The organism is Bordetella genomosp. 9, assembly GCF_002119725.1.
GTDB lineage: Bacteria > Pseudomonadota > Gammaproteobacteria > Burkholderiales > Burkholderiaceae_B > Bordetella_C.
In genome coordinates, this window is sequence record NZ_CP021109.1 from 1,013,511 (window position 1) to 1,040,416 (window position 26,906).

General features: G+C 63.0%; 16 protein-coding genes, 2 tRNA genes, 3 rRNA genes and 1 other RNA gene. 19 read left to right on the forward strand and 3 right to left on the reverse strand.

Features of this window, described 5'->3' with window-relative positions; genetic code table 11:
* The first annotated feature begins 110 nt into the window (after positions 1 to 110).
* From CAL13_RS04755 to CAL13_RS04785, 7 genes are all read left to right on the forward strand, one after another.
* Positions 111 to 587: an Lrp/AsnC family transcriptional regulator gene (locus tag CAL13_RS04755; RefSeq protein ID WP_086059249.1), complete on the forward strand. Its 477-nt coding sequence runs from the start codon at positions 111 to 113 to the stop codon at positions 585 to 587.
* Between the two features lie 785 nt (positions 588 to 1,372).
* Positions 1,373 to 2,903: ribosomal RNA gene (locus tag CAL13_RS04760) — 16S ribosomal RNA — on the forward strand.
* Between the two features lie 130 nt (positions 2,904 to 3,033).
* Positions 3,034 to 3,110, forward strand: a tRNA-Ile gene (locus CAL13_RS04765).
* 9 nt (positions 3,111 to 3,119) lie between these two features.
* Positions 3,120 to 3,195 (forward strand) — tRNA-Ala (locus CAL13_RS04770).
* Positions 3,196 to 3,530: 335 nt separating this feature from the next.
* A 23S ribosomal RNA gene (locus tag CAL13_RS04775) occupies positions 3,531 to 6,412 on the forward strand.
* A 257-nt stretch (positions 6,413 to 6,669) separates the two neighbouring features.
* Positions 6,670 to 6,782, forward strand: a 5S ribosomal RNA gene (gene rrf / locus CAL13_RS04780).
* Together the 16S, 23S and 5S rRNA genes with 2 tRNA genes alongside form the textbook arrangement of a ribosomal RNA operon.
* A gap of 519 nt (positions 6,783 to 7,301) precedes the next feature.
* Positions 7,302 to 7,667, forward strand: a complete 366-nt coding sequence (locus CAL13_RS04785) for a DUF4870 family protein (RefSeq protein WP_086056353.1) — start codon at positions 7,302 to 7,304, stop codon at positions 7,665 to 7,667.
* A 274-nt stretch (positions 7,668 to 7,941) separates the two neighbouring features.
* On the opposite strand, the gene CAL13_RS04790 is transcribed toward CAL13_RS04785, so the two are convergent.
* Entirely contained in the window at positions 7,942 to 8,220 is a 279-nt protein-coding gene (locus CAL13_RS04790; RefSeq protein WP_066354569.1) for an SWIB/MDM2 domain-containing protein, read from the reverse strand.
* Between the two features lie 146 nt (positions 8,221 to 8,366).
* On the opposite strand from CAL13_RS04790, the gene CAL13_RS04795 reads away from it, so the two are divergent.
* Entirely contained in the window at positions 8,367 to 9,560 is a 1,194-nt protein-coding gene (locus tag CAL13_RS04795; protein WP_086056354.1) for a M20 aminoacylase family protein, read from the forward strand.
* Between the two features lie 60 nt (positions 9,561 to 9,620).
* Positions 9,621 to 10,685 carry a dihydroorotase gene (pyrC, locus tag CAL13_RS04800; RefSeq protein ID WP_086056355.1) on the forward strand — a complete coding sequence of 355 codons (1,065 nt, stop codon included), beginning with the start codon at positions 9,621 to 9,623 and terminating at the stop codon, positions 10,683 to 10,685.
* Here the strand turns inward: pyrC and CAL13_RS04805 are convergent.
* Both CAL13_RS04805 and CAL13_RS04810 read right to left on the reverse strand, forming a co-directional pair.
* Positions 10,675 to 12,501, reverse strand: a complete 1,827-nt coding sequence (locus CAL13_RS04805; RefSeq protein WP_086071682.1) for an ATP-binding cassette domain-containing protein — start codon at positions 12,499 to 12,501, stop codon at positions 10,675 to 10,677. The genes pyrC and CAL13_RS04805 overlap by 11 nt on opposite strands.
* A gap of 97 nt (positions 12,502 to 12,598) precedes the next feature.
* A complete protein-coding gene (locus CAL13_RS04810) occupies positions 12,599 to 13,948 on the reverse strand; it encodes a cytochrome-c peroxidase (protein ID WP_198297911.1) in 1,350 nt (449 codons plus the stop codon).
* A 221-nt stretch (positions 13,949 to 14,169) separates the two neighbouring features.
* Here CAL13_RS04810 and acpA point away from each other — a divergent pair, with 221 nt between their 5' ends.
* The 10 genes from acpA to ftsW all read left to right on the forward strand — a co-directional run bounded on the left by acpA (position 14,170) and on the right by ftsW (position 26,862).
* A complete protein-coding gene (acpA, locus tag CAL13_RS04815) occupies positions 14,170 to 15,867 on the forward strand; it encodes an acid phosphatase (RefSeq protein ID WP_086073518.1) in 1,698 nt (565 codons plus the stop codon).
* A gap of 62 nt (positions 15,868 to 15,929) precedes the next feature.
* Positions 15,930 to 16,343, forward strand: an RNA gene (gene rnpB / locus CAL13_RS04820) — RNase P RNA component class A.
* A gap of 235 nt (positions 16,344 to 16,578) precedes the next feature.
* A complete protein-coding gene (gene mraZ / locus CAL13_RS04825; protein WP_198297727.1) occupies positions 16,579 to 17,007 on the forward strand; it encodes a division/cell wall cluster transcriptional repressor MraZ in 429 nt (142 codons plus the stop codon).
* A gap of 7 nt (positions 17,008 to 17,014) precedes the next feature.
* Positions 17,015 to 18,094, forward strand: a complete 1,080-nt coding sequence (gene rsmH, locus CAL13_RS04830) for a 16S rRNA (cytosine(1402)-N(4))-methyltransferase RsmH (RefSeq protein ID WP_086071684.1) — start codon at positions 17,015 to 17,017, stop codon at positions 18,092 to 18,094.
* Positions 18,094 to 18,378, forward strand: a complete 285-nt coding sequence (gene ftsL, locus CAL13_RS04835) for a cell division protein FtsL (protein WP_086056360.1) — start codon at positions 18,094 to 18,096, stop codon at positions 18,376 to 18,378. The genes rsmH and ftsL overlap by 1 nt, the downstream gene beginning before the upstream one ends.
* Positions 18,375 to 20,105: a peptidoglycan D,D-transpeptidase FtsI family protein gene (locus CAL13_RS04840; RefSeq protein ID WP_086071685.1), complete on the forward strand. Its 1,731-nt coding sequence runs from the start codon at positions 18,375 to 18,377 to the stop codon at positions 20,103 to 20,105. Before ftsL ends, CAL13_RS04840 begins: the two co-directional genes overlap by 4 nt.
* Positions 20,102 to 22,963, forward strand: coding sequence for a bifunctional UDP-N-acetylmuramoyl-L-alanyl-D-glutamate--2,6-diaminopimelate ligase MurE/UDP-N-acetylmuramoyl-tripeptide--D-alanyl-D-alanine ligase MurF (murF, locus tag CAL13_RS04845; protein WP_086071686.1), 2,862 nt, complete (start codon positions 20,102 to 20,104; stop codon positions 22,961 to 22,963). The genes CAL13_RS04840 and murF overlap by 4 nt, the downstream gene beginning before the upstream one ends.
* On the forward strand, positions 22,953 to 24,122 hold the full coding sequence (gene mraY / locus CAL13_RS04850; protein ID WP_086056363.1) for a phospho-N-acetylmuramoyl-pentapeptide-transferase: 1,170 nt from the start codon (positions 22,953 to 22,955) through the stop codon (positions 24,120 to 24,122). Before murF ends, mraY begins: the two co-directional genes overlap by 11 nt.
* Positions 24,119 to 25,672, forward strand: a complete 1,554-nt coding sequence (gene murD, locus CAL13_RS04855) for a UDP-N-acetylmuramoyl-L-alanine--D-glutamate ligase (RefSeq protein WP_086071687.1) — start codon at positions 24,119 to 24,121, stop codon at positions 25,670 to 25,672. The genes mraY and murD overlap by 4 nt, the downstream gene beginning before the upstream one ends.
* Positions 25,669 to 26,862, forward strand: a complete 1,194-nt coding sequence (ftsW, locus tag CAL13_RS04860; protein WP_086056365.1) for a putative lipid II flippase FtsW — start codon at positions 25,669 to 25,671, stop codon at positions 26,860 to 26,862. The genes murD and ftsW overlap by 4 nt, the downstream gene beginning before the upstream one ends.
* Positions 26,863 to 26,906 lie beyond the last annotated feature (44 nt).

Below are 26,906 nucleotides of genomic sequence, written 5' to 3' on the forward strand. Positions count from 1 at the left end.
TTCTGCGGAAAAATTGTAGGGAACATCCGCGGGCAGACGATTGCGGAAATGGCCGCGTTTCCGGGTTCCGAGGCAATAAAATGCTGAAAAGCGGAAAACTGGGGACAAATATGCCAAGAGAAGAGCTGGATCGGACCGATCGCAGGATTTTGATGGCGCTGCAGCGCGATGGCCGCCTGACGAACCAGGAGCTGGCGGACCGGGTGTCGTTGTCGCCCAGTCCATGCTTGCGCCGGGTGCGACGTCTGGAAGAGGAGGGCTATATCCGCCAGTATGTGGCGCTGCTGGACGCAGAAAAGGTGGGCTTCGGCCTGGTCGCCTATGTGACCATCCGGTTGAACAAACACAGCGGATCCAGCCACGCGCCGATGTCCGACTTCGCGCGCGACGTGCAGATGTGGCCCGAAGTGGTCGCCTGCTACGCGATGACGGGCGACATGGACTACCTGTTACGCGTCCAGGTTCAAGATCTGGCGCACTTTTCGCGTTTCGCCATGGACACCTTGATGCAACACCCTGCCGTCATCGACATGCGCAGCAGCTTCGCGCTTCAAAAAATCAAGGAAACCACGGAGCTGGTTTTGTAGAGAGGGCGCTATGGATGGGCGCCGGCCGCCGCGGGAGGCGTCGCCAGCGCTCCGCAGGCGAGCAGGCCGCACGAGTTGGTGTCCTTGGCACGTTGTGCTAATATGTCGAGTTCCAGTCGCATGATTGAACCGCTGCCGCTTTGTCCTGGCGGACCGCTGCAAGGGTTCTTGGCTTGGTCGCTTTTCCGGTTCAGCCGGTGGGGAGGCCAGGTGGGTGCGACAGGCGCGAGATCGCGATCGCAATGCGTCGCCCGATTTGGCTGCTTCGGCGGCAGTTCAGGGCGGCGCGGCTGCAAAGCGGTGGGGCGGTATCATGAAAAAACGTGAATCGCCACCTCCTGAGTTGACAGCCCCAAAAAATGCGTTCATAATCTCGTTTCTCTGCTGCTGACACAGCAACGACGCAAACGACGCGACGGAAACGAAGCGACGGCCCGGCAAGCGAAAGCGACCCGGCAAGCGGATGCGGCGAAGTGAGCCAAGGCGTGGTGACACGGCGCGGCGTGTGGTGGTAGAGCTTGTTCTTTAAAAACGAAACAACCGATAAGTGTGGGCGCTTGATAAGACTGAGGCGCACCTGCTTGGCGAGCAAGATGCCGGGACGCGAGTCCTGGGGTTGAGTGAGCCGGGCGGGGCCGAAGAAATCAAGTGCTCACAGAAGTAAGTTTGAATCAGGCAGAGCAATCTGTCTGGGTTCTCACTTCCTTTGAGAGCGCTAAGCGAAAGACGAATCCGGTGGCTGTTCCTGTAATGGGGGTGGCGCGGGATTCGTACGAACAGAGATTGAACTGAAGAGTTTGATCCTGGCTCAGATTGAACGCTGGCGGGATGCCTTACACATGCAAGTCGAACGGCAGCGCGGACTTCGGTCTGGCGGCGAGTGGCGAACGGGTGAGTAATGTATCGGAACGTGCCCAGTAGCGGGGGATAACTACGCGAAAGCGTAGCTAATACCGCATACGCCCTGAGGGGGAAAGCGGGGGATCTTCGGACCTCGCACTATTGGAGCGGCCGATATCGGATTAGCTAGTTGGTGGGGTAACGGCTCACCAAGGCGACGATCCGTAGCTGGTTTGAGAGGACGACCAGCCACACTGGGACTGAGACACGGCCCAGACTCCTACGGGAGGCAGCAGTGGGGAATTTTGGACAATGGGGGCAACCCTGATCCAGCCATCCCGCGTGTGCGATGAAGGCCTTCGGGTTGTAAAGCACTTTTGGCAGGAAAGAAACGGCGCCGGCTAATACCTGGCGCACCTGACGGTACCTGCAGAATAAGCACCGGCTAACTACGTGCCAGCAGCCGCGGTAATACGTAGGGTGCAAGCGTTAATCGGAATTACTGGGCGTAAAGCGTGCGCAGGCGGTTCGGAAAGAAAGATGTGAAATCCCAGGGCTTAACCTTGGAACTGCATTTTTAACTACCGGGCTAGAGTGTGTCAGAGGGGGGTGGAATTCCACGTGTAGCAGTGAAATGCGTAGATATGTGGAGGAACACCGATGGCGAAGGCAGCCCCCTGGGATAACACTGACGCTCATGCACGAAAGCGTGGGGAGCAAACAGGATTAGATACCCTGGTAGTCCACGCCCTAAACGATGTCAACTAGCTGTTGGGGCCTTCGGGCCTTGGTAGCGCAGCTAACGCGTGAAGTTGACCGCCTGGGGAGTACGGTCGCAAGATTAAAACTCAAAGGAATTGACGGGGACCCGCACAAGCGGTGGATGATGTGGATTAATTCGATGCAACGCGAAAAACCTTACCTACCCTTGACATGTCTGGAATCCCGAAGAGATTTGGGAGTGCTCGCAAGAGAACCGGAACACAGGTGCTGCATGGCTGTCGTCAGCTCGTGTCGTGAGATGTTGGGTTAAGTCCCGCAACGAGCGCAACCCTTGTCATTAGTTGCTACGAAAGGGCACTCTAATGAGACTGCCGGTGACAAACCGGAGGAAGGTGGGGATGACGTCAAGTCCTCATGGCCCTTATGGGTAGGGCTTCACACGTCATACAATGGTCGGGACAGAGGGTCGCCAACCCGCGAGGGGGAGCCAATCCCAGAAACCCGATCGTAGTCCGGATCGCAGTCTGCAACTCGACTGCGTGAAGTCGGAATCGCTAGTAATCGCGGATCAGCATGTCGCGGTGAATACGTTCCCGGGTCTTGTACACACCGCCCGTCACACCATGGGAGTGGGTTTTACCAGAAGTAGTTAGCCTAACCGCAAGGAGGGCGATTACCACGGTAGGATTCATGACTGGGGTGAAGTCGTAACAAGGTAGCCGTATCGGAAGGTGCGGCTGGATCACCTCCTTTCAGAGCGCGCGTCTTGGTTTTGCAAGCGGCCACACTTATCGGTTGTTGGATAGACTGGATCGGTGATGCCTTGGGGGCGCGGGTGTTGGTGCGCGTCTTCGGGGGTCAGCAAGCGGATCCGATGCGAATTGGGTCTGTAGCTCAGTCGGTTAGAGCACCGTCTTGATAAGGCGGGGGTCGTTGGTTCGAATCCAACCAGACCCACCAAGTTAGACTGGGGGTGTAGCTCAGCTGGGAGAGCGCCTGCTTTGCAAGCAGGATGTCATCGGTTCGATCCCGTTCACCTCCACCATTTTCCTGGGTTTTTTGCTTGGCGAAGTGGGTTGGACAGTGGTTTGGAAAGGGGATCCGCGTTCGAGAGTCTAACGGTCAGTGCCGCGTGCGGTGTTGAGCGTTGGGTTTTTTGGCCCGACGGTTTATCGGTTTATTCGTTCTTTAACAATCTGGAAGAAGCACAACGAGAAGTATTGGCGGTGCATTGTTGTTTGATGCGCCGTTGGATACGGGTTGTGATTGCATGATTAGTTCAAACTCAAGTGAATTGAGGGTGAACGGCACAAATGCGCAAAGCATCATGTCAGTAGCAAGACGGTTGCTAGGAAGGTTTTATAGCCATTAGCGTTATAGGATCAAGCGACTAAGTGCATATGGTGGATGCCTTGGCGATCACAGGCGATGAAGGACGTTGTAGCCTGCGAAAAGCTGCGGGGAGCTGGCAAACAAGCATTGATCCGCAGATGTCCGAATGGGGAAACCCACTGCCGCAAGGCGGTATCCTGAACTGAATCCATAGGTTCAGGAGGCGAACCGGGTGAACTGAAACATCTCAGTAGCTCGAGGAAAAGAAATCAACCGAGATTCCGAAAGTAGTGGCGAGCGAAATCGGAAGAGCCTTTACGATTTAGCACGCAGGATAGCCGAACGGGATGGAAAGCCCGGCCGTAGCAGGTGATAGCCCTGTAGGCGAAATTCTGTGTGTGGAACTAAGCGTAAGAGAAGTAGGGCGGGACACGTGAAATCCTGTTTGAAGATGGGGGGACCATCCTCCAAGGCTAAATACTCGTGATCGACCGATAGTGAACCAGTACCGTGAGGGAAAGGCGAAAAGAACCCCGGAAGGGGAGTGAAATAGATCCTGAAACCGTATGCATACAAACAGTCGGAGCCTCGCAAGGGGTGACGGCGTACCTTTTGTATAATGGGTCAGCGACTTACATTCAGTGGCGAGCTTAACCGGATAGGGAAGGCGTAGCGAAAGCGAGTCCGAATAGGGCGATTCAGTCGCTGGGTGTAGACCCGAAACCAGATGATCTATCCATGGCCAGGTTGAAGGCACGGTAACACGTGCTGGAGGACCGAACCCACTAGTGTTGAAAAACTAGGGGATGAGCTGTGGATAGGGGTGAAAGGCTAAACAAATCTGGAAATAGCTGGTTCTCTCCGAAAACTATTTAGGTAGTGCCTCAAGTATGACTGCGGGGGGTAGAGCACTGTTATGGCTAGGGGGTCATGGCGACTTACCAAACCATGGCAAACTCCGAATACCCGCAAGTCCAGCTTGGGAGACAGAGCACCGGGTGCTAACGTCCGGACTCAAGAGGGAAACAACCCAGACCGCCAGCTAAGGTCCCCAATTACCGCTAAGTGGGAAACGAAGTGGGAAGGCTTAGACAGTCAGGAGGTTGGCTTAGAAGCAGCCATCCTTTAAAGAAAGCGTAATAGCTCACTGATCGAGTCGTCCTGCGCGGAAGATGTAACGGGGCTAAGCGGTAAACCGAAGCTGCGGGTGTGTACTTTGGTACACGCGGTAGGAGAGCGTTCTGTAAGCCTGTGAAGGTGACTCGTAAGGGTTGCTGGAGGTATCAGAAGTGCGAATGCTGACATGAGTAGCGATAAAGGGGGTGAAAAGCCCCCTCGCCGTAAGTCCAAGGTTTCCTGCGCAACGTTCATCGGCGCAGGGTGAGTCGGCCCCTAAGGCGAGGCAGAGATGCGTAGCTGATGGGAAGCTGGTTAATATTCCAGCACCGTCGTACAGTGCGATGGGGGGACGGATCGCGGAAAATCATCAGGGTGTTGGAAGTCCCTGTTGCTGCATTGGAGAGGGCGCTTAGGCAAATCCGGGCGCGTGACTCAAGGGTGTGGCACGAGCGAGCAAGGCTCGCGAAGTGATTGGAAGGGGTTCCAGGAAAAGCCTCTAAGCTTCAGCTGTACGAGACCGTACCGCAAACCGACACAGGTGGACGGGATGAATATTCCAAGGCGCTTGAGAGAACTCGGGAGAAGGAACTCGGCAAATTGATACCGTAACTTCGGGAGAAGGTATGCCCCGGTAGTGTGAGGCGCCTGCGCGCCGAGCATGATGGGGTCGCAGAGAATCGGTGGCTGCGACTGTTTATTAAAAACACAGCACTCTGCAAAGACGAAAGTCGACGTATAGGGTGTGACGCCTGCCCGGTGCCGGAAGGTTAAGTGATGGGGTGCAAGCTCTTGATCGAAGCCCCGGTAAACGGCGGCCGTAACTATAACGGTCCTAAGGTAGCGAAATTCCTTGTCGGGTAAGTTCCGACCTGCACGAATGGCGTAACGATGGCCACACTGTCTCCTCCCGAGACTCAGCGAAGTTGAAGTGTTTGTGATGATGCAATCTACCCGCGGCTAGACGGAAAGACCCCATGAACCTTTACTGTAGCTTTGCATTGGACTGTGAACCGGCCTGTGTAGGATAGGTGGGAGGCGCGGAAACCGAGTCGCCAGATTCGGTGGAGCCGACCTTGAAATACCACCCTGGTCTGTTTGCGGTTCTAACCTTGGCCCGTTATCCGGGTTGGGGACAGTGCATGGTGGGCAGTTTGACTGGGGCGGTCTCCTCCCAAAGCGTAACGGAGGAGTTCGAAGGTACGCTAGGTACGGTCGGAAATCGTGCTGATAGTGCAATGGCATAAGCGTGCTTGACTGTGAGACTGACAAGTCGAACAGGTGCGAAAGCAGGACATAGTGATCCGGTGGTTCTGAATGGAAGGGCCATCGCTCAACGGATAAAAGGTACTCTGGGGATAACAGGCTGATACCGCCCAAGAGTTCATATCGACGGCGGTGTTTGGCACCTCGATGTCGGCTCATCTCATCCTGGGGCTGTAGCCGGTCCCAAGGGTATGGCTGTTCGCCATTTAAAGAGGTACGTGAGCTGGGTTTAAAACGTCGTGAGACAGTTTGGTCCCTATCTGCCGTGGGCGTTGGATACTTGACGGAGCCTGCTCCTAGTACGAGAGGACCGGAGTGGACGTACCTCTGGTGTACCGGTTGTCATGCCAATGGCATTGCCGGGTAGCTATGTACGGAAGAGATAACCGCTGAAGGCATCTAAGCGGGAAACTCGTCTGAAGATTAGGTATCCCGGGGCCTCGAGCCCCCTGAAGGGTCGTTCAAGACCAGGACGTTGATAGGTCGGGTGTGGAAGCGCAGTAATGCGTTAAGCTAACCGATACTAATTGCCCGTGCGGCTTGATCCTATAACCCTGATGGTTGCAACACCCATCCCAAGCAAACACCGGCTTGCATAGCCATGATGCTTGCCCACTGTGCCGGCAGCACCTGCCCCGAACAGGCAGCGCTGCCCTGCAGTCCAACCCATCCAAACCCCAATACCCTCGCCGCGACGTCGCCTGCGACGCCGCGCGTGCTTTAACCAGATTGGCGTGGCGCGACCCCCGAAAGGCCCGGACCTTACCCGGCCCCACAAGGACCCCGCACCGCGCAACCCTTTACGCCTGACGACCATAGCAAGGTGGTCCCACTCCTTCCCATCCCGAACAGGACAGTGAAACGCCTTCGCGCCGATGATAGTGGACGGACGTCTGTGAAAGTAGGTCATCGTCAGGCTCTTATCCCGCAAAACCCCGCCGGCTTCCGGCGGGGTTTTGTCTTTGTGCGCGCCCATCCTCCAACGCGCCCGTCGCGCCGCAGCCTGCACGCCTGCAACCCGGTCCGGCCCCCAGGCCCGGACCGCGACGCTTGCGCGCAGATCGACGAGAGCCGAGTTGCCATGGATCCTGCGTGCCAGGCGCCGCCTGGCACGCCCAGTGCGCCCGAACATCCGGTCTTGGGCACGCGCGAGCGCGCCGATTTGCGCGCTCGGGGCTCCCGTTGATGTGACCTCCCTGATGCGTGTGGCGTGTCGGGATAACGCTGCGTGCAGCGTCCTGGCCGCACGTGTCGCCATGTCCAATGAAGCGGGGTCGCGCCGCGATCCCCTTGCGTGGCGCCCGTATGATGCATGAAAGCCGCAATGCCCTTGCGTGGCGCCCGTATGATGCGTGAAAGCCGCAATGCCCTTGTCACGGGGCAAGTCATCCATGTTGTGCGGTAACATGTCCGCATCAACAAGAAGGAGCGGTTATCGTGAGTGATCCCCAGATCCCTGTTTCCAGCAACGCCCCGGACCTGCGCACGATTACGCACGTCGCGTATGGACTTTACGCCTTGGGGTTCGTGACGGGCGGTTTTCTGGCCATCGCCACCCTGGCGGCGATTGTGTTGGTGTACGTGAAACGCGCGGATGCTGCGGGCACGTACTACGCGGGCCACTTCGATTGGTTGCTCCGCACTTTCTGGTGGGCGCTGTTGTGGCTGATCATCAGCGCCATTGCCACCCTGATCTTCATCGGCTGGATAGGCGTGGTGGCGACAGTGATCTGGGTCCTTTATCGCCTGATCAAGGGATGGCTTGCGCTACTCGAGGGCAGGGCGCCCGCTGCGTACGCATAAGTCAACGGCCGCTGCCTTGCGATGCAGGGCAGCCCCCGCTTTCGAACGCGTGGCGCAAAGTCAAAACGGCTGGCAGGCATGCCAGCTGTTTTTCATTGGGGAGCGATGAATTCACGGGGCCACGACGATGGGTGGCCCGAGCGACGGAAAGCGTCAGATTCGTTGATACGGCTGCTGCTGCCGATGAAGCAAGCGCCGCCCGATGAGGCCCGCAGGATGAGCGTTGGCGGCTGAGTCAGCCGGGCCCACACGCTCGCGCGGGAGAAAAGTCGGCTTATTTCAGGTGGGCGTTGACCAGCTTGGTCAGTTCGAACATGGAGACCTGATCCTTGCCGAACAGCGGACGCAGCTTGTCATCCGCATTGATGTTGCGCTTGTTGTTCGCGTCTTGCAGGTTGTGCTTCTTGATGTATTCCCAGATTTTCTTCGTGACTTCGGTGCGTGGCACGGCCTCGGGACCGATGACCGCCGCCAGATCCGCGCTCGGGGTGAGCGGCTTCATGAAAGCGGCATTCGGCTTACGGGCGGACGCGGTTTTGGAGGGTGTGGCCATAATGCGGCTCTCCTTCTCTGAGTGTTGGAAAATTGATCCTGCGGCCGGAGCATAACGTGTCTCCGCCCTAAAGACAAAGGCATTTATGGTCTGTAGCAACTAAAATGGACCACGAAACTCCGCAACTTTGTAATCCGTGACGGGCTATGTATCCGCGTTCACCGCTTGAGTCTATACGCCTATTCCATGATGAACTTACGGCGCTTCGGCGTGATCTGCACGCACATCCCGAACTGGGGTTCGAAGAGGTGCGCACATCGGGCATCGTCGCTGGCGCGCTTCAGGCGCTTGGGATCGAAGTGCACCGTGGTATCGGTAAAACCGGCGTGGTGGGCGTGATCCGAGGTCGCGGGACGGACAGCGGCAGAATGATCGGCCTGCGCGCCGATATGGATGCGCTGCCCATGACCGAAGACAATACGTTCGCGCACAAGTCGACAAAGCCCGGACTCATGCATGGGTGTGGACACGATGGCCACACCGCGGTCTTGCTTGGCGCCGCTCGCTACCTGGCGCAAACGCGCAACTTCGACGGCACGGCGGTGTTGATTTTTCAGCCGGCGGAAGAAGGGCGAGGTGGCGCGAAGGCGATGATGGAAGACGGTCTGTTCGACACCTTCCCTTGCGACGCCATCTATGCCTTACATAATTGGCCGGGCTTGCCGCCGGGCACCATCGGAATCAATCCCGGGCCGATGATGGCCGCCGCGGATCGGTTCGAGATCGTCATTTGCGGAAGGGGAGGGCATGGCGCGCACCCATACCAGACCATCGACCCCGTGGTCGTCGCCGGTCATCTCATCACCGCCTTGCAAAGCATCGTGGCACGCAATGTGAATCCCCTGGATTCCGCCGTGGTGTCGGTAGGTTCCGTGCAGGCCGGGCATCCCGGTGCGATGAGCGTCATCCCGCGCGAAGCGCGCCTGGTCGGCACGGTCCGCACCTTCCGCAAGACGGTGCAGGAGCTCGTCGAAAGAAGAATGACAGAGCTCGCGAAGTCGATCGCCGGCGCGTTCGGCGCGACCGCGGAAGTGAAGTACGAGCGGGTCTATCCCGCCACGTTGAACACGCCGCAGCATGCCAATCTGGTTGCGGACATCGCGACCGAGATGATCGGCAAGGAAAACGTCGTCCGGGACCTGGTGCCTTCAATGGGTTCGGAGGACTTCTCTTTCATGCTGCAAGCGCGTCCGGGCGCCTATTTCCGGCTGGGACAGGGCGGCGCGGAATCGGGCTGCACCCTGCACAATAGCCATTTCGATTTCAACGACGCAGTCATTCCGCTCGGCGCCGCCATGTTCTGCGCGCTCGCCGAACGGGGCATGCCGTTATCGGAATAAGGCTGCCGCATCATTTCATGCTGGCCGGCGGCGGCCCGCGACATTCAAACTGGATATCCGATGTCTACACCGAATATGAATACGCTGGTCATCACGCGACCCGATGACTGGCACCTGCACCTGCGCGATGGCGAAGCCATGGCGGCGGTGGTCGCCGACTCGGCCAGGCAGTTCGCGCGCGCGATCGTCATGCCCAACCTGAAGCCGCCAGTTACGACGACCGCCCAGGCCGTCGCGTATCGCCAGCGAATCGAGGCAGCACTCAAGCAGGCGGGTGTAGCCGATGGCGCTTTCACGCCGTTGATGACGCTGTACCTGACGGACAATACCTCGGCGGACGAAATCCGGCTTGCGGCCGATTCCGGCGTTGTGCACGCGGTCAAGCTTTATCCGGCCGGCGCGACCACCAACTCGGACGCGGGCGTCACCGATCTGCTGGGCAAATGCCGTCCCGCGCTGGACGCGCTGGAAAAGTGCGGCATGCCGCTGCTTGTGCACGGCGAAGTGACCGATCCGCAGGTCGACGTGTTCGATCGCGAGGCCGTATTCATTGATCGCGTGATGCGGCCCTTGCGCCAGGCCTATCCCGCGCTGAAGGTGGTGTTCGAGCACATCACCACGAAAGATGGCGCGGAGTACGTGCGCGATGCCGAAGGGCCTGTGGCAGCGACCATTACGCCGCAGCATCTGCTCTATAACCGCAATGCGCTGTTCCAGGGCGGCATGCGCCCGCATATGTACTGCCTGCCAGTTCTCAAGCGCGAGATCCATCGCCAGGCGCTGGTGGCCGCCGCCACCAGCGGCAGCAGCCGTTTCTTTCTGGGCACCGATAGCGCGCCGCACGCGCGCGGGCTGAAAGAACACGCCTGCGGTTGCGCGGGCTGCTATACGGCGTTGCACGCCATGGCCCTGTATGCCAAGGCTTTTGAAGAGGCCAACGCCCTGGATAAGCTGGAAGCCTTCGCCAGCCATTACGGCCCCGACTTCTATGGGCTGCCCCGCAACCGCGGCACGCTGACCCTGGTGCGCGAGTCCTACGCCATTCCGGAAGAGGTGCCTTACGGCCGTACGACGCTGGTGCCGCTCGCTGCCGGCGAAACCCTGGCGTGGCAGGTCAGGGCGTAGTCTCGCGGCGCGCTTCCAGCTGCTCCCATCGGTCGAATTTTTCTTCCAGGCTGCGGTCGATGGCGGCAAGGCGCGCGTTGATTTCGGCCACTTTATCGGGCGCATTCCGATAAAGTGCACCATCGGCCAACTGCGCGGACAACGTGGCCTGTTCGGATTCCAGCGCTGCGATCAGGTCCGGCAACCCTTCCAGTTCCTTCAGTTCCCAGGCGGTCAAGCGTGACGGCCTGGCGCTCTTCGGTTTGGCAGATTCGGCTTTGGCGGCCGCCGGTGCAGTGGCGGGTTTGGCGGTTTCCGCCGCGGCATCGACGACCGCCGGCACCGGACGCTGGGCGAGCCACTCGTCATAGCCGCCCACATAGTCGTTCCAAATGCCGGGCGCGTCGTTGGCGATGGTTTGCGTGACGACGTTATTCAGGAATTCGCGATCGTGGCTGACCAGGAGCACCGTGCCGGTGTATTCCTGCAGCAGGGACTCGAGCAGCTCCAGCGTTTCGATGTCGAGGTCGTTGGTCGGTTCGTCAAGCACAAGGACGTTGGCGGGCCGCGCGAACAGCCGGGCCAGGAGGAGCCGGGCCCGCTCGCCGCCGGACAGGCTGCTCACCGGCGAACCCGCCCGCGCTGGCGAGAACAGGAAATCGCCGAGATAGCTCATCACGTGCTTGCGCACGCCGCCGATCTCGACCCACTCGCTGCCCGGACTGATGACGTCGGCAAGCGTGTCGGTTTCGTTCAGCTGCGCGCGCATCTGGTCGAAATAGGCGACCTCCACATTGGTGCCTACGCGGACCGTGCCTGCGTCGGGCGGCAATTGGCCGAGGATCAGGCGCAGCAAGGTGGTTTTGCCCGCGCCGTTGGCGCCGATGATCCCGATGCGGTCGCCGCGCAGGATGGTCGTCGAATAATCCTGTACGACGATGCGTTCACCGAAAGCCTTGCGAACGTGCTGCAGCTCGGCCACCAGCTTGCCGGACCGCTGCCCTTCGGCCAGCGCCAGGCTCACGTTGCCCTGGCGTTCGCGGCGTTCGGCGCGTTCCTGGCGCAGGCGCTCCAGGCGCCGCACGCGGCCTTCGTTGCGGGTACGGCGTGCTTCCACGCCCTTGCGTATCCACACCTCTTCCTGGGCCAGGAGCTTGTCGAAGCGGGCCTGTTCGAGCCGCTCGGATTCCAGCCACTGCGCCTTGCGCTGCTGCCACTGCGAGAAATTGCCAGGAAAGCTGAGCAGACGTCCACGGTCCAGTTCAACGATGCGCGTGGCGATGTTGTCAAGGAAGCGGCGGTCGTGCGTGATGATGACCGCGCTCCCTTTCCAGTCGCCAAGCATCTGCTCGAGCCACGCAATACCGTCGAAGTCCAGATGGTTGGTAGGTTCGTCCAGGAGCAGGAGATCCGGCTCGCCGGCCAGGGCGCGTGCCAGCGCCACGCGCTTGCGCGTGCCGCCGGACAGCCCTGCGATGGGGGCGTCGCCGGGCAGGCGCAGGCGCTCCAGCAGCGATCGCACCCGCGAAGGACGCTGCCAGTCTTCGGTTTCCTCGATAGGGCCGCAGACCGTCTCGAACACAGTCGCGTTCTCGTCCAGGATGGGTTCCTGCTCGACGGTGGCCACCTTCAAGCCAGCCGCGCGCGCGATTTCGCCATCGTCGGGGTCGCTGCGCCCATCCAGCAGGCGCAGCATCGATGATTTGCCAGCGCCGTTGCGTCCGATCAGGCCAATGCGTTCGCCCGCCTGGATGGCGAAGTCCGCACCGTCGAGCAGGGGATGATGACCATAGGCCAGTTGGACGCCGGTAAAGGTGATGAGTGTGGCAGCAGCCATGAAGCGACAACGCGGTTGCAGAGAAAGCCGATATTGTCGCAGGAAGGCCCCCGGGCTGTCGCGGCGGGGCTGTCGGGCACGGCGCGCGTCCGGCCGCCTATCTTTTCAGCGGCTCGTCCATGACGGCCGGGACAGGCATGGCCGCCTTCGGGTCCTTTCCGTTTTCCGCCGGGTCGAAATAGCCGTCGGTCAGTGTGCCGAGGAAGGCCACCACGTCGTCGATCTCCTGGGGCGTGAGGGCGGGCGTATCGCCGGGCCTGCCGCCGAAGGGCGGATCCATATTGACGTTTTCGCGGAACTGCGGGGGCAAATCGTCGAACTTGTCCACCGCGCCATCCTGCCGGCGGGGATACCAGCGCTCGGGCTGCACGTCCCGCGTTGCATAGAAGGTGACCACTTCCCGCAAGCTGTGGAAGACGCCGTTGTGGAAAAACACTTTCCGCGTGGCGGCGTTGCGCAGCGTCGGCGACCGGAAGCGCCCGCAGTATTCGGGATGATCGCGCAGATCGGTGCGGTAGGGACCGCACAGGCCCAGGTCGAAGTGCGACGGATCCCGGTTGTCGGCAATGTCGCGATTGCGCGGAACACCCAGAGCGATGTGCCCATAGTCGTTGAACAAGGGCAGCGTGCCTGGCGGGCCAAACCGGTGGCAGCTTGCGCAATTGCCCTTGTCTTCGGCGGCGAACAGCCGCAGGCCGCGCGTTTCCTGCTCGGTGAAGCGCGCCCGGCCCATCATGACCGCGTCGAATTTGCTGCTGTACGGAAAGAACAGCGCCGGTGTGTCCTGGTAATACGCCAGCGCCTGCGCGATCGCATCGAACGCCTTGCTGTCGTCATCGAAAATCCGTCCGCCGAACAGGCGGCGCACCGTGTCGGCATACGGGGCCGCGCGCACTGCGGCCACCACCTGCGCGGGACCGGCGTTGCCCATCTCGCGCGGGTCGAGCAGCGGGATGCGGGCTTGCGCGTCGGCGCGATCGACGCGTCCGTCCCACGTCAGTCCACCTGTCGGCCCGGCGTCCGTGCTGTTGTCGCCTTCTTCCTCGCTGTCGACGAAATTTTCATCGAAGGGCGGGGTCTGCTGCAGGTACATGAGAGAAGGCACGGCGCGTACGCCGTCTTGCTGCATGCCTGCCCCGCCCGGCTGCACCGGGCGGCCGTCCGGCGGCCCGAAGTAATGCGCGGGGCTGTGACAGCTGGCGCATGACTGCCGGCCGGACGCGGACAGCCGGGGATCCGTGAACAGCAACTGCCCCAAGGCGGCCAGATCGGCGGCGCGCGACCGGGCGTAGGCGCGGTCATAAACGGCAGGCGGCTCGGGATACTCGGCATCCTTGACCGTGCCGCCTGAGGCGTATGCAAACAGGCCCGCCATTGCGACGGTCGCCCATAAGGCACGAAGCGGGATCTGCGCGCGGCGCAGCGTCGGAAAACCGGAACGAGACATGGAAAGCGCGACTGACGTGCGGACGCGGCGAAGCGTTCGTGAAACGAGAACGCATCGAGCCTAGCAATGCCATGTGTCAGTTCATTGAGCGATGGCTGACCGAAGCCTGAACCGGAACCCGCCCGTTCAGCAACGCTTCAGTGAAGCTTCACGAAGTTCACATGCAAGTCGTGGACCATCCCGCACGTTTGCTTTGCCACTCCGAAAAGGACCTGTTGGGTATGAAACGCACGCTTGCCTCCCGCCGCGCTGTCGTGCGGTCACTGACCGCGATTGCAATCCCAGGCGTGCTCGCCGCCTGCTCCGGCGACCATGGGAACGAGGTTCATTCGGCGGCGGTCGAACGGGCGGTCAAGAACATCGATACCGTGGTGGTGATCTACGCGGAGAACCGCAGTTTCGACAATCTATATAGCGACTTCCCGGGCCAGAGCGATCCGTTGGCAAGCGCCCGGGTCGCGCCCCAGCTCGACCGCGATGGGAAGACGGTCTTGAAATCCCTGCCGCCGGTATGGGGCGGGCTCACCCAGGCGCGGGCCCAGTTCGCCAACAAGGTTCCAGTGGTGCCGCGCGCCATGACGGAAGGGATGCCGAATGCGCCTTTCTCCATCAATGAGACCTATCCCGGCGTGGACCTGGATGCGGTGAACGCCGATATGTGGCACAACTTCTACCAGAACCAGATGCAGATCAATGGCGGCAGGAACGATATGTTCGCCGCCTGGGCCGATAACGGCGGCGGCCTGGTGATGGGCTTGTTCACCGGCAATGCGGACAAGCTGCCGCTGTGGAAGGTCGCCGAAAAATACACGATGGCAGACCACTTCTTCATGGGCGCCTTCGGCGGTTCCTTCCTGAATCATCAGTACCTGATCGCCGCCGCGGCGCCCGTCGTGCCGGTCAATGATGGCAACAGGAGCAAGGTCGCCAAGCTGTCCGACGGCGATCAGGGGTGGCGCCTTGCGGTGAATCCCGAGGCGCCCGGCGCGGACTCCGCACTGAGCGGTCCGGCCACGGCAATCTTTATTTCCAACGGCGCCACGCTCACCCCGGACGGCTACGCGGTCAATACCATGCAGCCGGCATATCAGCCCAGCGCCAACAAGCCCGCGCCGAATGCGGACGGCAGGACGGCCGGTCTGCTCGCCGATCCCGCCAATCCGACCACCGTGCCCCCGCAGGTTCATGCGACGATCGGCGACTTGCTTACGCAGAAGCACGTTGGCTGGGCCTGGTACGCAGGCGGCTGGGGCTTTCAGACGGCACGCTCGACGAACCCGGAAGCGTGGGCGGGATCCGACTACGCCAGCGTGGGGGTCGGCAATGGCGGCGAACCTTTCGTCAATTTCCAGTTCCATCACCAGCCGTTCAATTACTTCAAGCGCTTCGATCCCACCACTGCCCAGGGCCGTGCCGAGCGCGCCGAGCACCTGCGGGATGCCGGCATCCATGGCGAGAAGTTCATTCAGGACATCCGCGCCGGCGCGCTGCCGCCGGTCGCCTTCTACAAACCCGTGGGCAATCTGAACGAGCACAGCGGCTACGCCGATGTGCTGCGCGGCGACCGGCATATCGCCGAGGTCATCGCCGAGCTGGAGAAAAGCCCGCAATGGCCGCATATGCTGGTTGTCGTGACCTATGACGAAAACGGCGGCATCTGGGATCATGTGGCGCCGCCGAAGGGCGACCGCTTCGGACCGGGCTCCCGCATTCCGACCATTCTTGCGGGGCCGACCGTGCGCAGGCACTATGTCGATCATGCCGTCCTGGACACCACGTCCATCCTGCGCTTCATTACCCGCCGTTGGGATCTTCCCGAACTGCCTGGACTGGCGGCGCGCAGGACGGCGCTCAGGAAGAATGCGGGTGTGGAACAGGGCGACCTCAGCGAGGCGCTGGACGTCTCCTCCGCTTCCTGAGGACCTGCTCTGCCGGAACGTGCGGGCGGCGCGGCGCCCGCATGGTCTAAAATGCAGCCAGCAAGACGAATCGGGCAGTCGCGGTGCGCCACGCGCATCGAGGAAGGTCCGGACTCCACAGAGCGCGGTAGCGGCTAACGGCCGTCCGGGTCCGCAGCGGGTTTCCGCGGCGGGCTCGAGGAATAGGGCCACAGAGACGAGTCTGCGGAGCGGGCGCGGATGTCCGCGCACAGGCACGGCGACTCCGTGTCGCGCGATCCGGTTTTCCGGGGCGCGGCGCCGCAGGGTGAAACGCGGCAACCTCTACCGGGAGCAACATCAAATAGGCATGCGCGCGGTCTTCGGACCGGAAAGGGCGGCTCGTCCGAGCATGCGGGTAGATGGCTAGATCCGGTCAGTAATGGCCGGGCCAGAGGAATGATTGCCCGCCGGGCTTGCCCGGCGTACAGAATCCGGCCTATAGATTCGTCTTGCCTCTCTTACGACAAATTACCTTTGCCCTTCCAACGATCTTTTCACGGGCTAAGGTACGACTTTTAGATCACTTTGTAACCCCCTGATTTCTCAGGGGGTTTTTCTTTTCCGAATTTTTGCGTGTGCTCTAAGTCCTTGTTGTCATTGAAAAAATTGTGTCCGGTTGCTTGACCGCGCCTGTCCCTTCCCGTAGAGTGGGAAAAAGTAGGTTTTTGTGCAATTAAGTGGGAGGAGTGGGTGTTCCAGGGAAGCAGCGCGCTCACGCTGGATGCCAAGGGGCGGATTTCGATTCCGACCCGGCATCGTGACGCCCTGGTCGCTCAGGCGGAGGGCCGGCTCACGCTGACCCGCCACCCGGATGGTTGCCTGTTGCTCTACCCGCGTCAGGAGTGGGAGAAGAAGCGCGAGATCATCGCGGCGCTTCCCATGTCCGCCCGGGCCTTGCAGCGGCTGCTGCTGGGCAATGCCCAGGATGTGGAGCTGGACGGATCCGGCCGCATCCTGATCGCCCCCGAGCTGCGCAATGCCGCCGGAATGACGCGCGAAGTGATGCTGCTCGGCATGGGTGCGCACTTCGAGCTGTGGGATGCCGCTTCCCTGGCCCGCCGCGAGGCGGAAGATCTGGCCCAGGGGATGCCGGAAGTGCTGAATCAGTTTTCGTTCTGAAACCGACATGGAACTCGAACATCGGCCCGTGCTGCTGGCGCCGACGGTTGATGCGTTGCTGCTGCCGCGTTTCGGCAGCCGTAAGGCCGCCGGCCGCAGCGGGGACGGTGCGGACGATGCCGCGCGGCGTCTCGACGGCGTGTACGTCGACGGCACGTTCGGCCGCGGCGGACATTCCGGAGCGTTGCTGTCTCGCTTGTCGGCAAAGGGCAGGCTGGTGGTGTTCGACAAGGATCCCAGCGCGATAGCCGTCGCGCGGCGGCTCGCTGCCGCCGATGCGCGCGTAACGGCCGTGCACGACGGCTTCGCTTCCATGCCGGAAGCGTTGCGGGATCTGGGGTTGGACAAGGTGGACGGCGTCATGCTGGATCTCGGGGTGTCTTCTCCGCAGATCGACGACGCCGGGCGGGGTTTTTCTTTCATGCGCGAAGGCCCGCTGGATATGCGCATGGATACGACCCGCGGTCTCACGGCCGCGGAATGGCTGGCGCAGGCCAGCGTGGAAGAGATGCGGGAGGTCATTGCGGAATATGGCGAAGAACGGTTTGCTTTTCAGATTGCAAAAACGATTGCAGCTCGCCGCGCAACAGGGCCGCTGCGCACCACGCTCGAACTCGCCGAGCTCGTCGCAGGCGCCGTCCGCACGCGCGAAAAGGGGCAGCATCCGGCCACACGCACCTTTCAAGCTTTACGGATTTACCTCAATCGGGAACTCGAAGAACTCGCACGCGCCCTCGCGGCAACTCTAGATCTGCTCGCGCCCACGGGGAGGCTGGCGGTGATCAGTTTTCATTCGCTCGAAGACCGAATGGTCAAGCAGTTCATCGCGGCGGCGGCCAAACCCGGCGCGGCTCAGGCTCGCCTGCCGCTGCGCGAGAGCGAAATGCCGCAGCCGCTGCTTCGTTCGCTCGGCCGCGTGCTGGCCGATCCCGAGGAAACGTCGGCGAATCCGCGCGCGCGTTCGGCCGTTCTGCGGGTTGCCGAGCGCACCGCCGTGGCGGTGCCGCCCGGCGGCGGCGCGGCATTTGTCGGCGCCGAACCGCTGGCCGCTTCCCGCGCCCGGCGGCGCGACAAGGGGAGGCACTGATGGGCCGACTGAGCCTGCTCCTGGCCGTGGTGCTGATGTCGTGCGCCATTTCCCTGGTGACCAGCCGCTATCAGGCACGGCAGCTTTTCATCGATTACGACCGCGCGCAGGCCCAGGCTCGCGATCTGGATAACGATTGGCGCCGCTTGCAGCTGGATCGCGCCGAACTTGCCCGCAACGCGCGCGTGGACCGCGCCGCCCGCGAAGATCTGAAGATGATCCCTATCGTGCCGGAGCGCACGATCTATCTGAACCAGCCGGCTCCCAGCGGAGGCGTCCAATGAAGCGCCTGCCATTTTTCAATAGTCCGGTATTGCGCGGGCAGTTGCCCGCGTGGCGCGCCCGCCTTGTGCTGATCCTGCTTTTCCTGGGCTTCGGGACGCTGACCGCCCGCGCCCTGTTCCTGCAAGGCATCAGCACGGACTTCCTGCAGCAGCAGGGCGAGCGCCGCTACGAACGCACGCTGACGCTGGCCGCCACGCGTGGCAAGATCGTCGACCGCAACAACGTGGTGCTGGCGTCGAGCGTGCCGGCGCGTGCGATCTGGGCGATTCCGGAGGATGCGCGCGCCGCCACGCCGTCGCAGCTGGCCGCGCTGGGTAAGCTGCTGGACATGCCGGTCGGCGACCTGAACAAGCGGTTTGCCAACGAAGACAAGAATTTCGTTTACCTGAAGCGTCAGGTCCCGATGGAAATCGCGGACAAGATCAAGCAATTGAACGTTCCGGGCATCCATCAGCAGCCCGAAACGCGGCGCTATTACCCGGAAGGCGAAGTCATGGCGCACGTCGTCGGCTTCACCAACGTCGAGGACCAGGGGCAGGAGGGGGTCGAGCTTGCGTTCAACAAGCTCCTGTCCGGCCGCCCCGGCACGCGGCGCGTGATCAAGGACCGTCTCGGGCGAGTGATCGAGGACGTCCAGGCGGTGACGGAACCCGTCAACGGCAAGGATCTGCGCCTGTCCATCGATACGCGCGTGCAGTACGTGGTGTACAAGGCTTTGAGCGACGCCATCGCGCTGCACCACGCGCGCGGCGCGGCGGCGGTCGTACTCGACGCCCAGACCGGTGAGGTGCTGAGCATGGCAAGCCTGCCCACCTACAACCCGAGCGACCGCAGTTCCCTCGATTCGGACGCCCTGCGCAATCAGGCCATCACGGATACCTTCGAGCCGGGTTCCATCATGAAGCCGTTCACGGCGGCGCTCGCTCTGGACCTGGGGCGCATCACGACCTCGACCATGTTCGAGACCGGCAACGGGCATTTCCGCTACCAGGGTTCCACCATCAGCGACGTCAGCCGCAACGGCACGATCAACGTGGCCGACGTGCTGCGGCGGTCCAGCAATATCGGCATGACCCTCATTTCGGAGAAGCTCGAGGCGCGCGAAATGTGGGATCGCTTCACCGAGCTGGGGCTGGGACAGGCGCCGCAACTGGGCTTTCCCGGCGCCGCGCCGGGCCGCCTGCGCCCTTGGGACCGCTGGCGCCTGATCGAAAAAGCGACCATGGCGTACGGCTATGGGCTTTCCGTTTCGCTGCTGCAGATGGCGCGCGCCTATACGGTTTTCGCCCGCAATGGCGATATGGTGTCGCTGACGCTGGTCAAGCGCGACAGCGAACCCACCAGCGTGAAGGTCTATAGCCCCAAGGTTGCCACGCTGATCCGCGGCATGCTGGAAGCGGCCGCCGGACCGGACGGCGCCAAGCTGGCGCAGGTCCAGGGCTACCGCGTCGCCGGCAAGAGCGGGACGGCGCGCAAGATCGTCGACGGCAAGTACAGCACCAGCCGTTATCGCAGTTCGTTCGTGGGGTTTGCGCCGGTGTCCAACCCCCGCATCGTCGTCGCCGTGACCATCGATGAACCGCAGACGGGCGGCTATTACGGCGGCGCAGTGGCGGCGCCGGTGTTTTCCACCATCGTCGGGGGCAGCCTGCGGCTCATGAATGTGCAGCCGGATGCGCCCTTTGAATCGACCGTGGTTGCAGGTCTGCAGGAGCCGGCGCGATGAACGCTTCCACGGTGAATACGGGCGTCGCATCGCCTGCCGGCGCCGACGAGATCGCGCAGTGGCTGCGCCAGCATGCCGCCTTGGGCGCGGATTTGCGTCTGGATTCCCGCGAAATCTGCCCCGGCGACGTCTTCGTCGCCTGCCAGGGACGGGCCACCGACGGCAGCCTCTATATAGAGCAGGCGATCGCACGGGGTGCGGCCGCGGTTCTGGTGGAAGGGCCGCGCGACGCCGCTGCACCTCCGATCGCTACGGCAACGCCCTTGCGCGTGGTGGATGGTTTGCGCGCCATGCTGGGCGCGCTGGCGGATCTCTGGTATGACCAACCCTCCGCAGCGGTCGGCGTCATTGCCGTCACCGGGACCAATGGCAAGACATCCACGGTGCAATGGCTTGCGCGGGCGCTGACGCATGCGGGCAAGCCCTGCGGCGCGATCGGCACTCTGGGCGCGACGCTGCCGGACGGACGCGAGCTTCCCGGCGCCTTGACCACGCCCGATGTGCTGGCCGTGCACCGGCTGCTGGCGACCATGCGGCGCGAAGGGGCGCAGTTCGTCGCGATGGAGGCCTCGTCGATCGGCATCGAGCAGGGCCGCATGGACGGGGTGCGGGTGGATATCGCGGCCTTTACCAATCTCAGCCGCGACCATCTGGATTACCACGGCACGATGGAAGCCTACGAGGCCGCGAAGGCGAAGCTATTCGTCCGGCCGGGCTTGACCCGCGCGGTCATCAACGCGGATGACGATGCCGGCCGCCGATTGATTGCGTCGCTGCCCGCCGAACGTGTGCTGGCATACGGGATACACGCCGCGGATATGCCGGCGCCCCCCGCGGTGCAGGCACGCGACGTGTCCGTCACGGGCCAGGGCCAGATCTTTACGCTGGCCACCTCGCAGGGTGAAGCGCAGATCATGACGGGCCTGCTGGGTCTGCACAATGTGTCCAACCTTCTGCTGGTCGCGGGCGTGCTGCAGGCATTGGGCTGGACGCTGTCGGACATCGCGCGCGAACTGTCGGCGGCCACACCGGTTGCCGGGCGCATGGAGATTGTCGCCCCGCCGGTGCTGACGGCCGGCGCCGCGGCCAATGGGCCGATGGTCGTCGTCGATTACTCGCATACGCCCGACGCGCTGGAGCGCGCGTTGATCGCGCTGCGGCCGGTCGCGCGGGCGCGCGGCGGCAGGCTGGTGTGCCTGTTCGGCTGCGGCGGCGATCGCGATGCCGGCAAGCGCCCGGTGATGGGAGCCATCGCAGCCCAAAGGGCGGACCGGGTGATATTGAGCAACGACAATCCTCGCAGCGAGGATCCCGACGCGATCCTGGCGCAGATCCAGGCCGGCATTCCTGACGGCGTAACGCCCGTGGTCGAGCCGGACCGCGCTCGCGCAATCCTGCACGCGGTATGGTCGTCCGCCGCCGAAGACGTGGTCCTGCTGGCCGGCAAGGGGCATGAAACCTATCAGGAGGTCGCGGGCGTCAAACACACCTTCGACGATCGGGTATGGGCGCAGCTGGCGCTGCTGCTTCCCGGCGTGGAGGCGGTGTCCACCGACACGCGCACCATCGGTCCGGGACAATTGTTCGTCGCCTTGTCGGGCGAGCGCTTCGACGGCCACGATTACGTGCCGCAGGCCGCGGCACAGGGAGCGGTTGCGGCGCTGGTTGCGCGCCGTGTCGAAGGCGCAGCGCTGCCGCAGCTCGTGGTGGGCGAAACCAAAGCCGCGCTCGGCCGCATTGGCGCCGCCTGGCGTGCACGGTTTTCCATTCCCGTGATCGCCGTCACCGGCAGCAACGGCAAGACGACGACGAAGGAAATGATCTCCGCCATCCTGGCGGATTGGCTGGGCGAGGACCAGCGGCTCGCCACCGCCGGCAACTTCAACAACGATATCGGCGTGCCGCTGACGCTGCTGCGTCTGCGCGGTCACCATCAGGCCGCCGTGTTCGAACTGGGGATGAACCATCCCGGCGAAATCGCGCTGCTGGCCGAGATGGCCGCGCCCACGGTCGGCCTGGTGAACAACGCGCAGCGCGAGCACCAGGAATTCATGCATACCGTACAGGCGGTGGCCGAGGAAAACGGCGCCGTGCTCGCGGCGCTGCCGGCGTCCGGTTACGCGGTCTATCCCGGCGACGACGCCTACACGCCAACCTGGGATGCAATGAGCGCGACGCCGCGCGTTCTGCGTTTCGGTCTTCAGGCCGGGCTCGACGTTTACGCCGAACAGATCCGGATGGACGCCTTGGGCAGCCGGTGCCAATTGGTCACACCTGCTGGCACAGCGATTCTGGAGCTCCCGGTCCCGGGCATGCACAATCTGCGCAACGCGTTGGCGGCTACGGCCTGCGCCCTGGCCGCCGGCGCGCCGCTGGCCTCGGCGTGCCGGGCGCTGGCGGCGTTCAGCCCGGTGACGGGTCGCATGCAGCGCCATCAATTGAGTGACGGAACCTTGCTCGTTGATGACACCTACAATGCGAATCCGGATTCCGTCAGGGCGGCCATCGATGTTCTTGCTCAACTGCCGGCGCCGCGCGCGTTGGTATTGGGGGACATGGGCGAGGTGGGCGCCAACGGTCCGGCGATGCACCGCGAGGTGGGCGAATACGCCCGCGATCGCGGTATCGATCTCTTCCTGAGCCTGGGTTCGGCCGCCGGCGATGCCGCGACGGCCTTTGGTCCACAGGCAAGGGCTTGCGAGAGTGTGGAAGAAATTGTGACGGCGCTGCGCGGTCAAGCCGCGCGCGCCGTATTGGTAAAGGGTTCGCGCTTTATGCGCATGGAGCGGGTAGTGAAGGCGTTGTTGAGTCGTGACGGGCATGCGCCCCTGGGGCAGGGAGAACGGCATGCTGCTTGAGATCGCCCGCTGGCTCTCCGACGACATCCGAACCTTTGGGGTATTCGAGTACATCACCTTGCGTGCGGTGTTCGCCTGCGCCACGGCCCTGCTCATCGGGCTGTTCGCAGGGCCGCGCGTCATCCGCAAGCTGACGGAACTGAAGATCGGGCAGGCGGTGCGCGCCTACGGCCCGCAGAGCCATCTGGTGAAGACGGGCACCCCCACCATGGGCGGCGCGCTCATCCTGATCGGCATCGGCATCAGTACGCTGCTGTGGGCGGATTGGAGCAACCGCTTCGTCTGGGTGGTGCTGCTGGTCACGTTCGGCTTCGGCCTGATCGGATGGATGGACGATTACCGCAAGGTCGTGCATCGCAATCCGGAAGGGATGCCCGCGCGGCAAAAATTCTTCTGGCAGGCCCTGATCGGGCTGGTTGCCGCGGTGTATCTGGCGTTCGCGGTGTCCGCGCCCGCCAACACCGAACTGTGGCCGCTGTTCCGAGGCTGGGTGGCCAGCGGCTTTTCCATGCCGCTGCCAACCCGCGCCGACCTGATCGTGCCGTTTTTCAAAACGGTCAGCTATCCATTGGGCGTGCTGGGCTTCGTCGGACTCACGTGGTTCGTCATCGTGGGCACGAGCAACGCGGTGAATCTGACCGACGGGCTCGATGGACTGGCGATCATGCCGACGGTGATGGTCGGCGGCGCGCTGGGAATTTTTTCCTACGTGATCGGGCGCGCCGACTATTCCAAATACCTGCTGTTTCCTTATGTGCCGGGCGCGTCCGAACTGATGGTGCTGTGCGCCGCCCTGGCTGGCGCCGGTCTCGCTTTCCTGTGGTTCAACGCATACCCGGCGCAGGTTTTCATGGGCGACGTCGGCGCGCTGGCGCTCGGCGGCGCGCTGGGCACGATCGCGGTTATAGCGCGCCAGGAAATCGTGCTGTTCATCATGGGCGGCGTATTCGTTGTCGAAACGCTGTCGGTCATGGTGCAGGTGACCTGGTTCAAGTACACCAAGCGCAAATACGGCGAGGGCCGGCGCATCTTCCGCATGGCGCCGCTGCATCACCACTTCGAAGTGGGCGGCTGGAAGGAAACGCAGGTCGTGGTCCGTTTCTGGATTATCAGCATGATGCTGGTATTGATTGGTCTTTCGACGTTGAAGTTGCGATGAGCGCGCCGGAACATTCCGCTTCCTCCGCTTCCGATACCTCGCGCGTCCTGATTCTGGGTCTGGGCGAGACGGGCATTGCCGCCGCGCGCTGGTGCGCGCGCAGCGGCGCACGCCTGCGCATTGCCGACACCCGCGAACAGCCCGGCGGCCTGGAGACGCTGCGAGCGGCGTTCGACGGCGCGCTGCAGGGCGAGCAGCCCGAGTACCGGCTCGGACTCGGTTCCTTCGAGGCCGGTTTGCTGGATGAAGTCACCCAGGTCGTCATCAGCCCGGGCCTGGCGCCGAATCAAAGCCCGGCCCGCGAGCTTCTTGCCGAAGCCGACGCGCGCGGCATCGAGGTGGTGGGTGAAATCGAGTTGTTCGCGCGCGCCCTGGCCGGCTTGGCCGAAAGCCGCGACTATCATCCCCGGCTGCTTGGGGTGACCGGGACGAACGGCAAGACAACGGTCACCGCCCTGACGCGTCACATGATCGAGGCTGCCGGCCTGACGGCGCGCGCAGCGGGCAACATCGGCCCGGCGGCGCTTACCGCGCTCATGGACGCCCTGGACCGCGACGAGCTGCCCCAGGCGTGGGTGCTGGAGCTGTCGAGCTTCCAGTTGCATACCACGCAAAGCCTGGCGCTGGATGCCGGCGTCGTGCTCAACGTCACGCAGGATCATCTGGACTGGCATGGCGACATGCAGGCCTACGCGGATGCCAAGGCGCGTTTGCTCAAGATGGCGCGAATCGCGATTGTGAACCGCGATGATGCGCTCACGGCCGCCATGGTGGAGAACCTGGCGGGGATGCAAGTGCGCAGTTTCGGGCGGGACGCGCCGGCGCTGGTCGGCGATCTGGGTCTGGAGCAAGGCCAAGGCGTGGCGTGGCTGGCCGCGTGCGAGGCCAACGATTTCGACATTCCCGCCCCGGCTCCGGCACGCCGGAAGAAAGATGCGCCGCCCCCGGTGCGTCCCGCAGGACGCCTGTCCCGGCTGATGCCCGCGGACGCGCTGCTGATCCGGGGCATGCATAACGCGACGAATACCCTGGCAGCGCTGGCCCTGGGCCGCGCCCTCGATCTGGGCTGGGGGCCCATGCTGCGCGCGGCGCGCGAGTATGCCGGCGAACCCAACCGGGTGGAATTCGTGCGCCGGATCGCGGATGTCGACTTCATCAACGACAGCAAGGGCACCAATGTGGGCGCCACGGTCGCGGCCCTGGAAGGGCTGGGCCAGCCCGTGGTGCTGATCGCTGGCGGTCTGGGCAAGGGACAGGATTTTTCGCCGTTGGTCGCGCCCGTGACGCGGCATGGCAGGGCGGTGGTGCTGATCGGCCAGGATGGGCCGGAAATCGGGCGCGCCCTGGCCGGCACCGCCGTCGCCTGCGTGGCGGCGGACGACATGCGCGCTGCCGTGCGGCAGGCGATGGAACTGGCGCAGCCGGGCGATGCCGTTCTCCTTTCGCCTGCCTGCGCGAGCATGGATATGTTCCGCAATTACGTTCATCGGGGCCAGGTCTTCGCCGAAGCCGTGCAGGAACTGGCGCTGGACCACGGGGAGATCGCATGAGCCTGTTCGCGGAACTGACCGGCAGCGTGAACGCGGTGCGTCCGGGCCGCACGCGCATGCGCAGCTTCGATATGCCGCTGGTGATCGCGTCCGGCACGTTGCTCGCGCTTGGGTTGTTGATGGTCTATTCCGCCTCCATCGCGCTGGCTGATGGTCCTCGCTATGCGGCATACGGTCAGTACTATTTCGTCGTCCGCCACGCCGCCTTCGTCGCCATCGGGCTGATCGCCGCCGCGTGCGTGATCACGATTCCGGTGCGCGTGTGGCAGCGCCTGGCCGTGCCTTTGTTCATGGTATCGCTGGCGCTGCTGGCGCTCGTCCTGATTCCGGGCATCGGACGCGAGGTCAACGGCGCGCATCGCTGGTTTCCGCTGGGCCCGGTCAATTTCCAGCCTTCGGAGCTGATGAAGGTTGCCGCGCTGCTCTACGCCGCGGACTACACCGTGCGCAAGCAGGAGCACATGCAGAACTTCGCACGCGGCTTCCTGCCGATGGCCTGCGCGCTGGGCGGCGTCGGCCTGTTCCTGCTGCTCGAGCCGGACCTGGGCGCCTTCATGGTCATCGTCGCCATCGCGATCGGCATCCTGTTCCTCGGCGGCATCAATGGAAAGTACTTCAGCAGCCTGCTTGGCGTGCTGGTAGGCACCTTCCTGCTGCTGATCTGGGCGTCTCCCTGGCGCCGCGCGCGGCTGTTCGCCTACCTGGATCCCTGGAACGAGGACAACGCGTACGGCAGCGCCTACCAGTTGTCGCATTCGCTGATCGCTTTGGGCCGCGGCGAGTGGTTCGGCGTGGGGTTGGGCGCCAGCGTGGAAAAACTGCACTACCTGCCCGAGGCGCACACCGACTTCCTGATGGCGGTGGTGGGCGAGGAATTGGGATTCGCGGGCGTCCTGCTGGTGATCTGCCTGTTTGGCATCATCGTGCAGCGCGGCTTCGAGATCGGCCGTCAGGCCATCGCGATGGAGCGTACTTTCGCCGGCATGGTGGCCCAGGGCGTCGCCATCTGGTTCGGCGTGCAAGCCTTCATCAATATGGGCGTGTGCCTTGGCCTGCTGCCGACCAAGGGCCTGACGCTGCCGCTGATGTCCTATGGCGGCTCGGGCATCATCATGAACCTGGCGGCGCTTGCCATGCTGATCCGCGTCGATCTGGAGAACCGGACGATGATGCGCGGAGGTCGGGTATGAGCGCACTTCAGCGCGTGCCGGCCCTGAGCGAAACCGTGCAGCAG

Excerpts from the sequence above, each read along its gene's own strand:
- CAL13_RS04755 (WP_086059249.1), top strand. The coding sequence starts at position 111 with ATGCCAAGAGAAGAGCTGGATCGGACCGATCGCAGGATTTTGATGGCG.
- CAL13_RS04790 (WP_066354569.1), bottom strand. The coding sequence starts at position 8,220 with ATGGCCACACCCTCCAAAACCGCGTCCGCCCGTAAGCCGAATGCCGCT.
- CAL13_RS04795 (WP_086056354.1), top strand. The coding sequence starts at position 8,367 with ATGTATCCGCGTTCACCGCTTGAGTCTATACGCCTATTCCATGATGAA.
- pyrC (WP_086056355.1), top strand. The coding sequence starts at position 9,621 with ATGTCTACACCGAATATGAATACGCTGGTCATCACGCGACCCGATGAC.
- CAL13_RS04805 (WP_086071682.1), bottom strand. The coding sequence starts at position 12,501 with ATGGCTGCTGCCACACTCATCACCTTTACCGGCGTCCAACTGGCCTAT.
- CAL13_RS04810 (WP_198297911.1), bottom strand. The coding sequence starts at position 13,948 with ATGTCTCGTTCCGGTTTTCCGACGCTGCGCCGCGCGCAGATCCCGCTT.
- acpA (WP_086073518.1), top strand. The coding sequence starts at position 14,170 with ATGAAACGCACGCTTGCCTCCCGCCGCGCTGTCGTGCGGTCACTGACC.
- rsmH (WP_086071684.1), top strand. The coding sequence starts at position 17,015 with ATGGAACTCGAACATCGGCCCGTGCTGCTGGCGCCGACGGTTGATGCG.
- ftsL (WP_086056360.1), top strand. The coding sequence starts at position 18,094 with ATGGGCCGACTGAGCCTGCTCCTGGCCGTGGTGCTGATGTCGTGCGCC.
- CAL13_RS04840 (WP_086071685.1), top strand. The coding sequence starts at position 18,375 with ATGAAGCGCCTGCCATTTTTCAATAGTCCGGTATTGCGCGGGCAGTTG.
- murF (WP_086071686.1), top strand. The coding sequence starts at position 20,102 with ATGAACGCTTCCACGGTGAATACGGGCGTCGCATCGCCTGCCGGCGCC.
- mraY (WP_086056363.1), top strand. The coding sequence starts at position 22,953 with ATGCTGCTTGAGATCGCCCGCTGGCTCTCCGACGACATCCGAACCTTT.
- murD (WP_086071687.1), top strand. The coding sequence starts at position 24,119 with ATGAGCGCGCCGGAACATTCCGCTTCCTCCGCTTCCGATACCTCGCGC.
- ftsW (WP_086056365.1), top strand. The coding sequence starts at position 25,669 with ATGAGCCTGTTCGCGGAACTGACCGGCAGCGTGAACGCGGTGCGTCCG.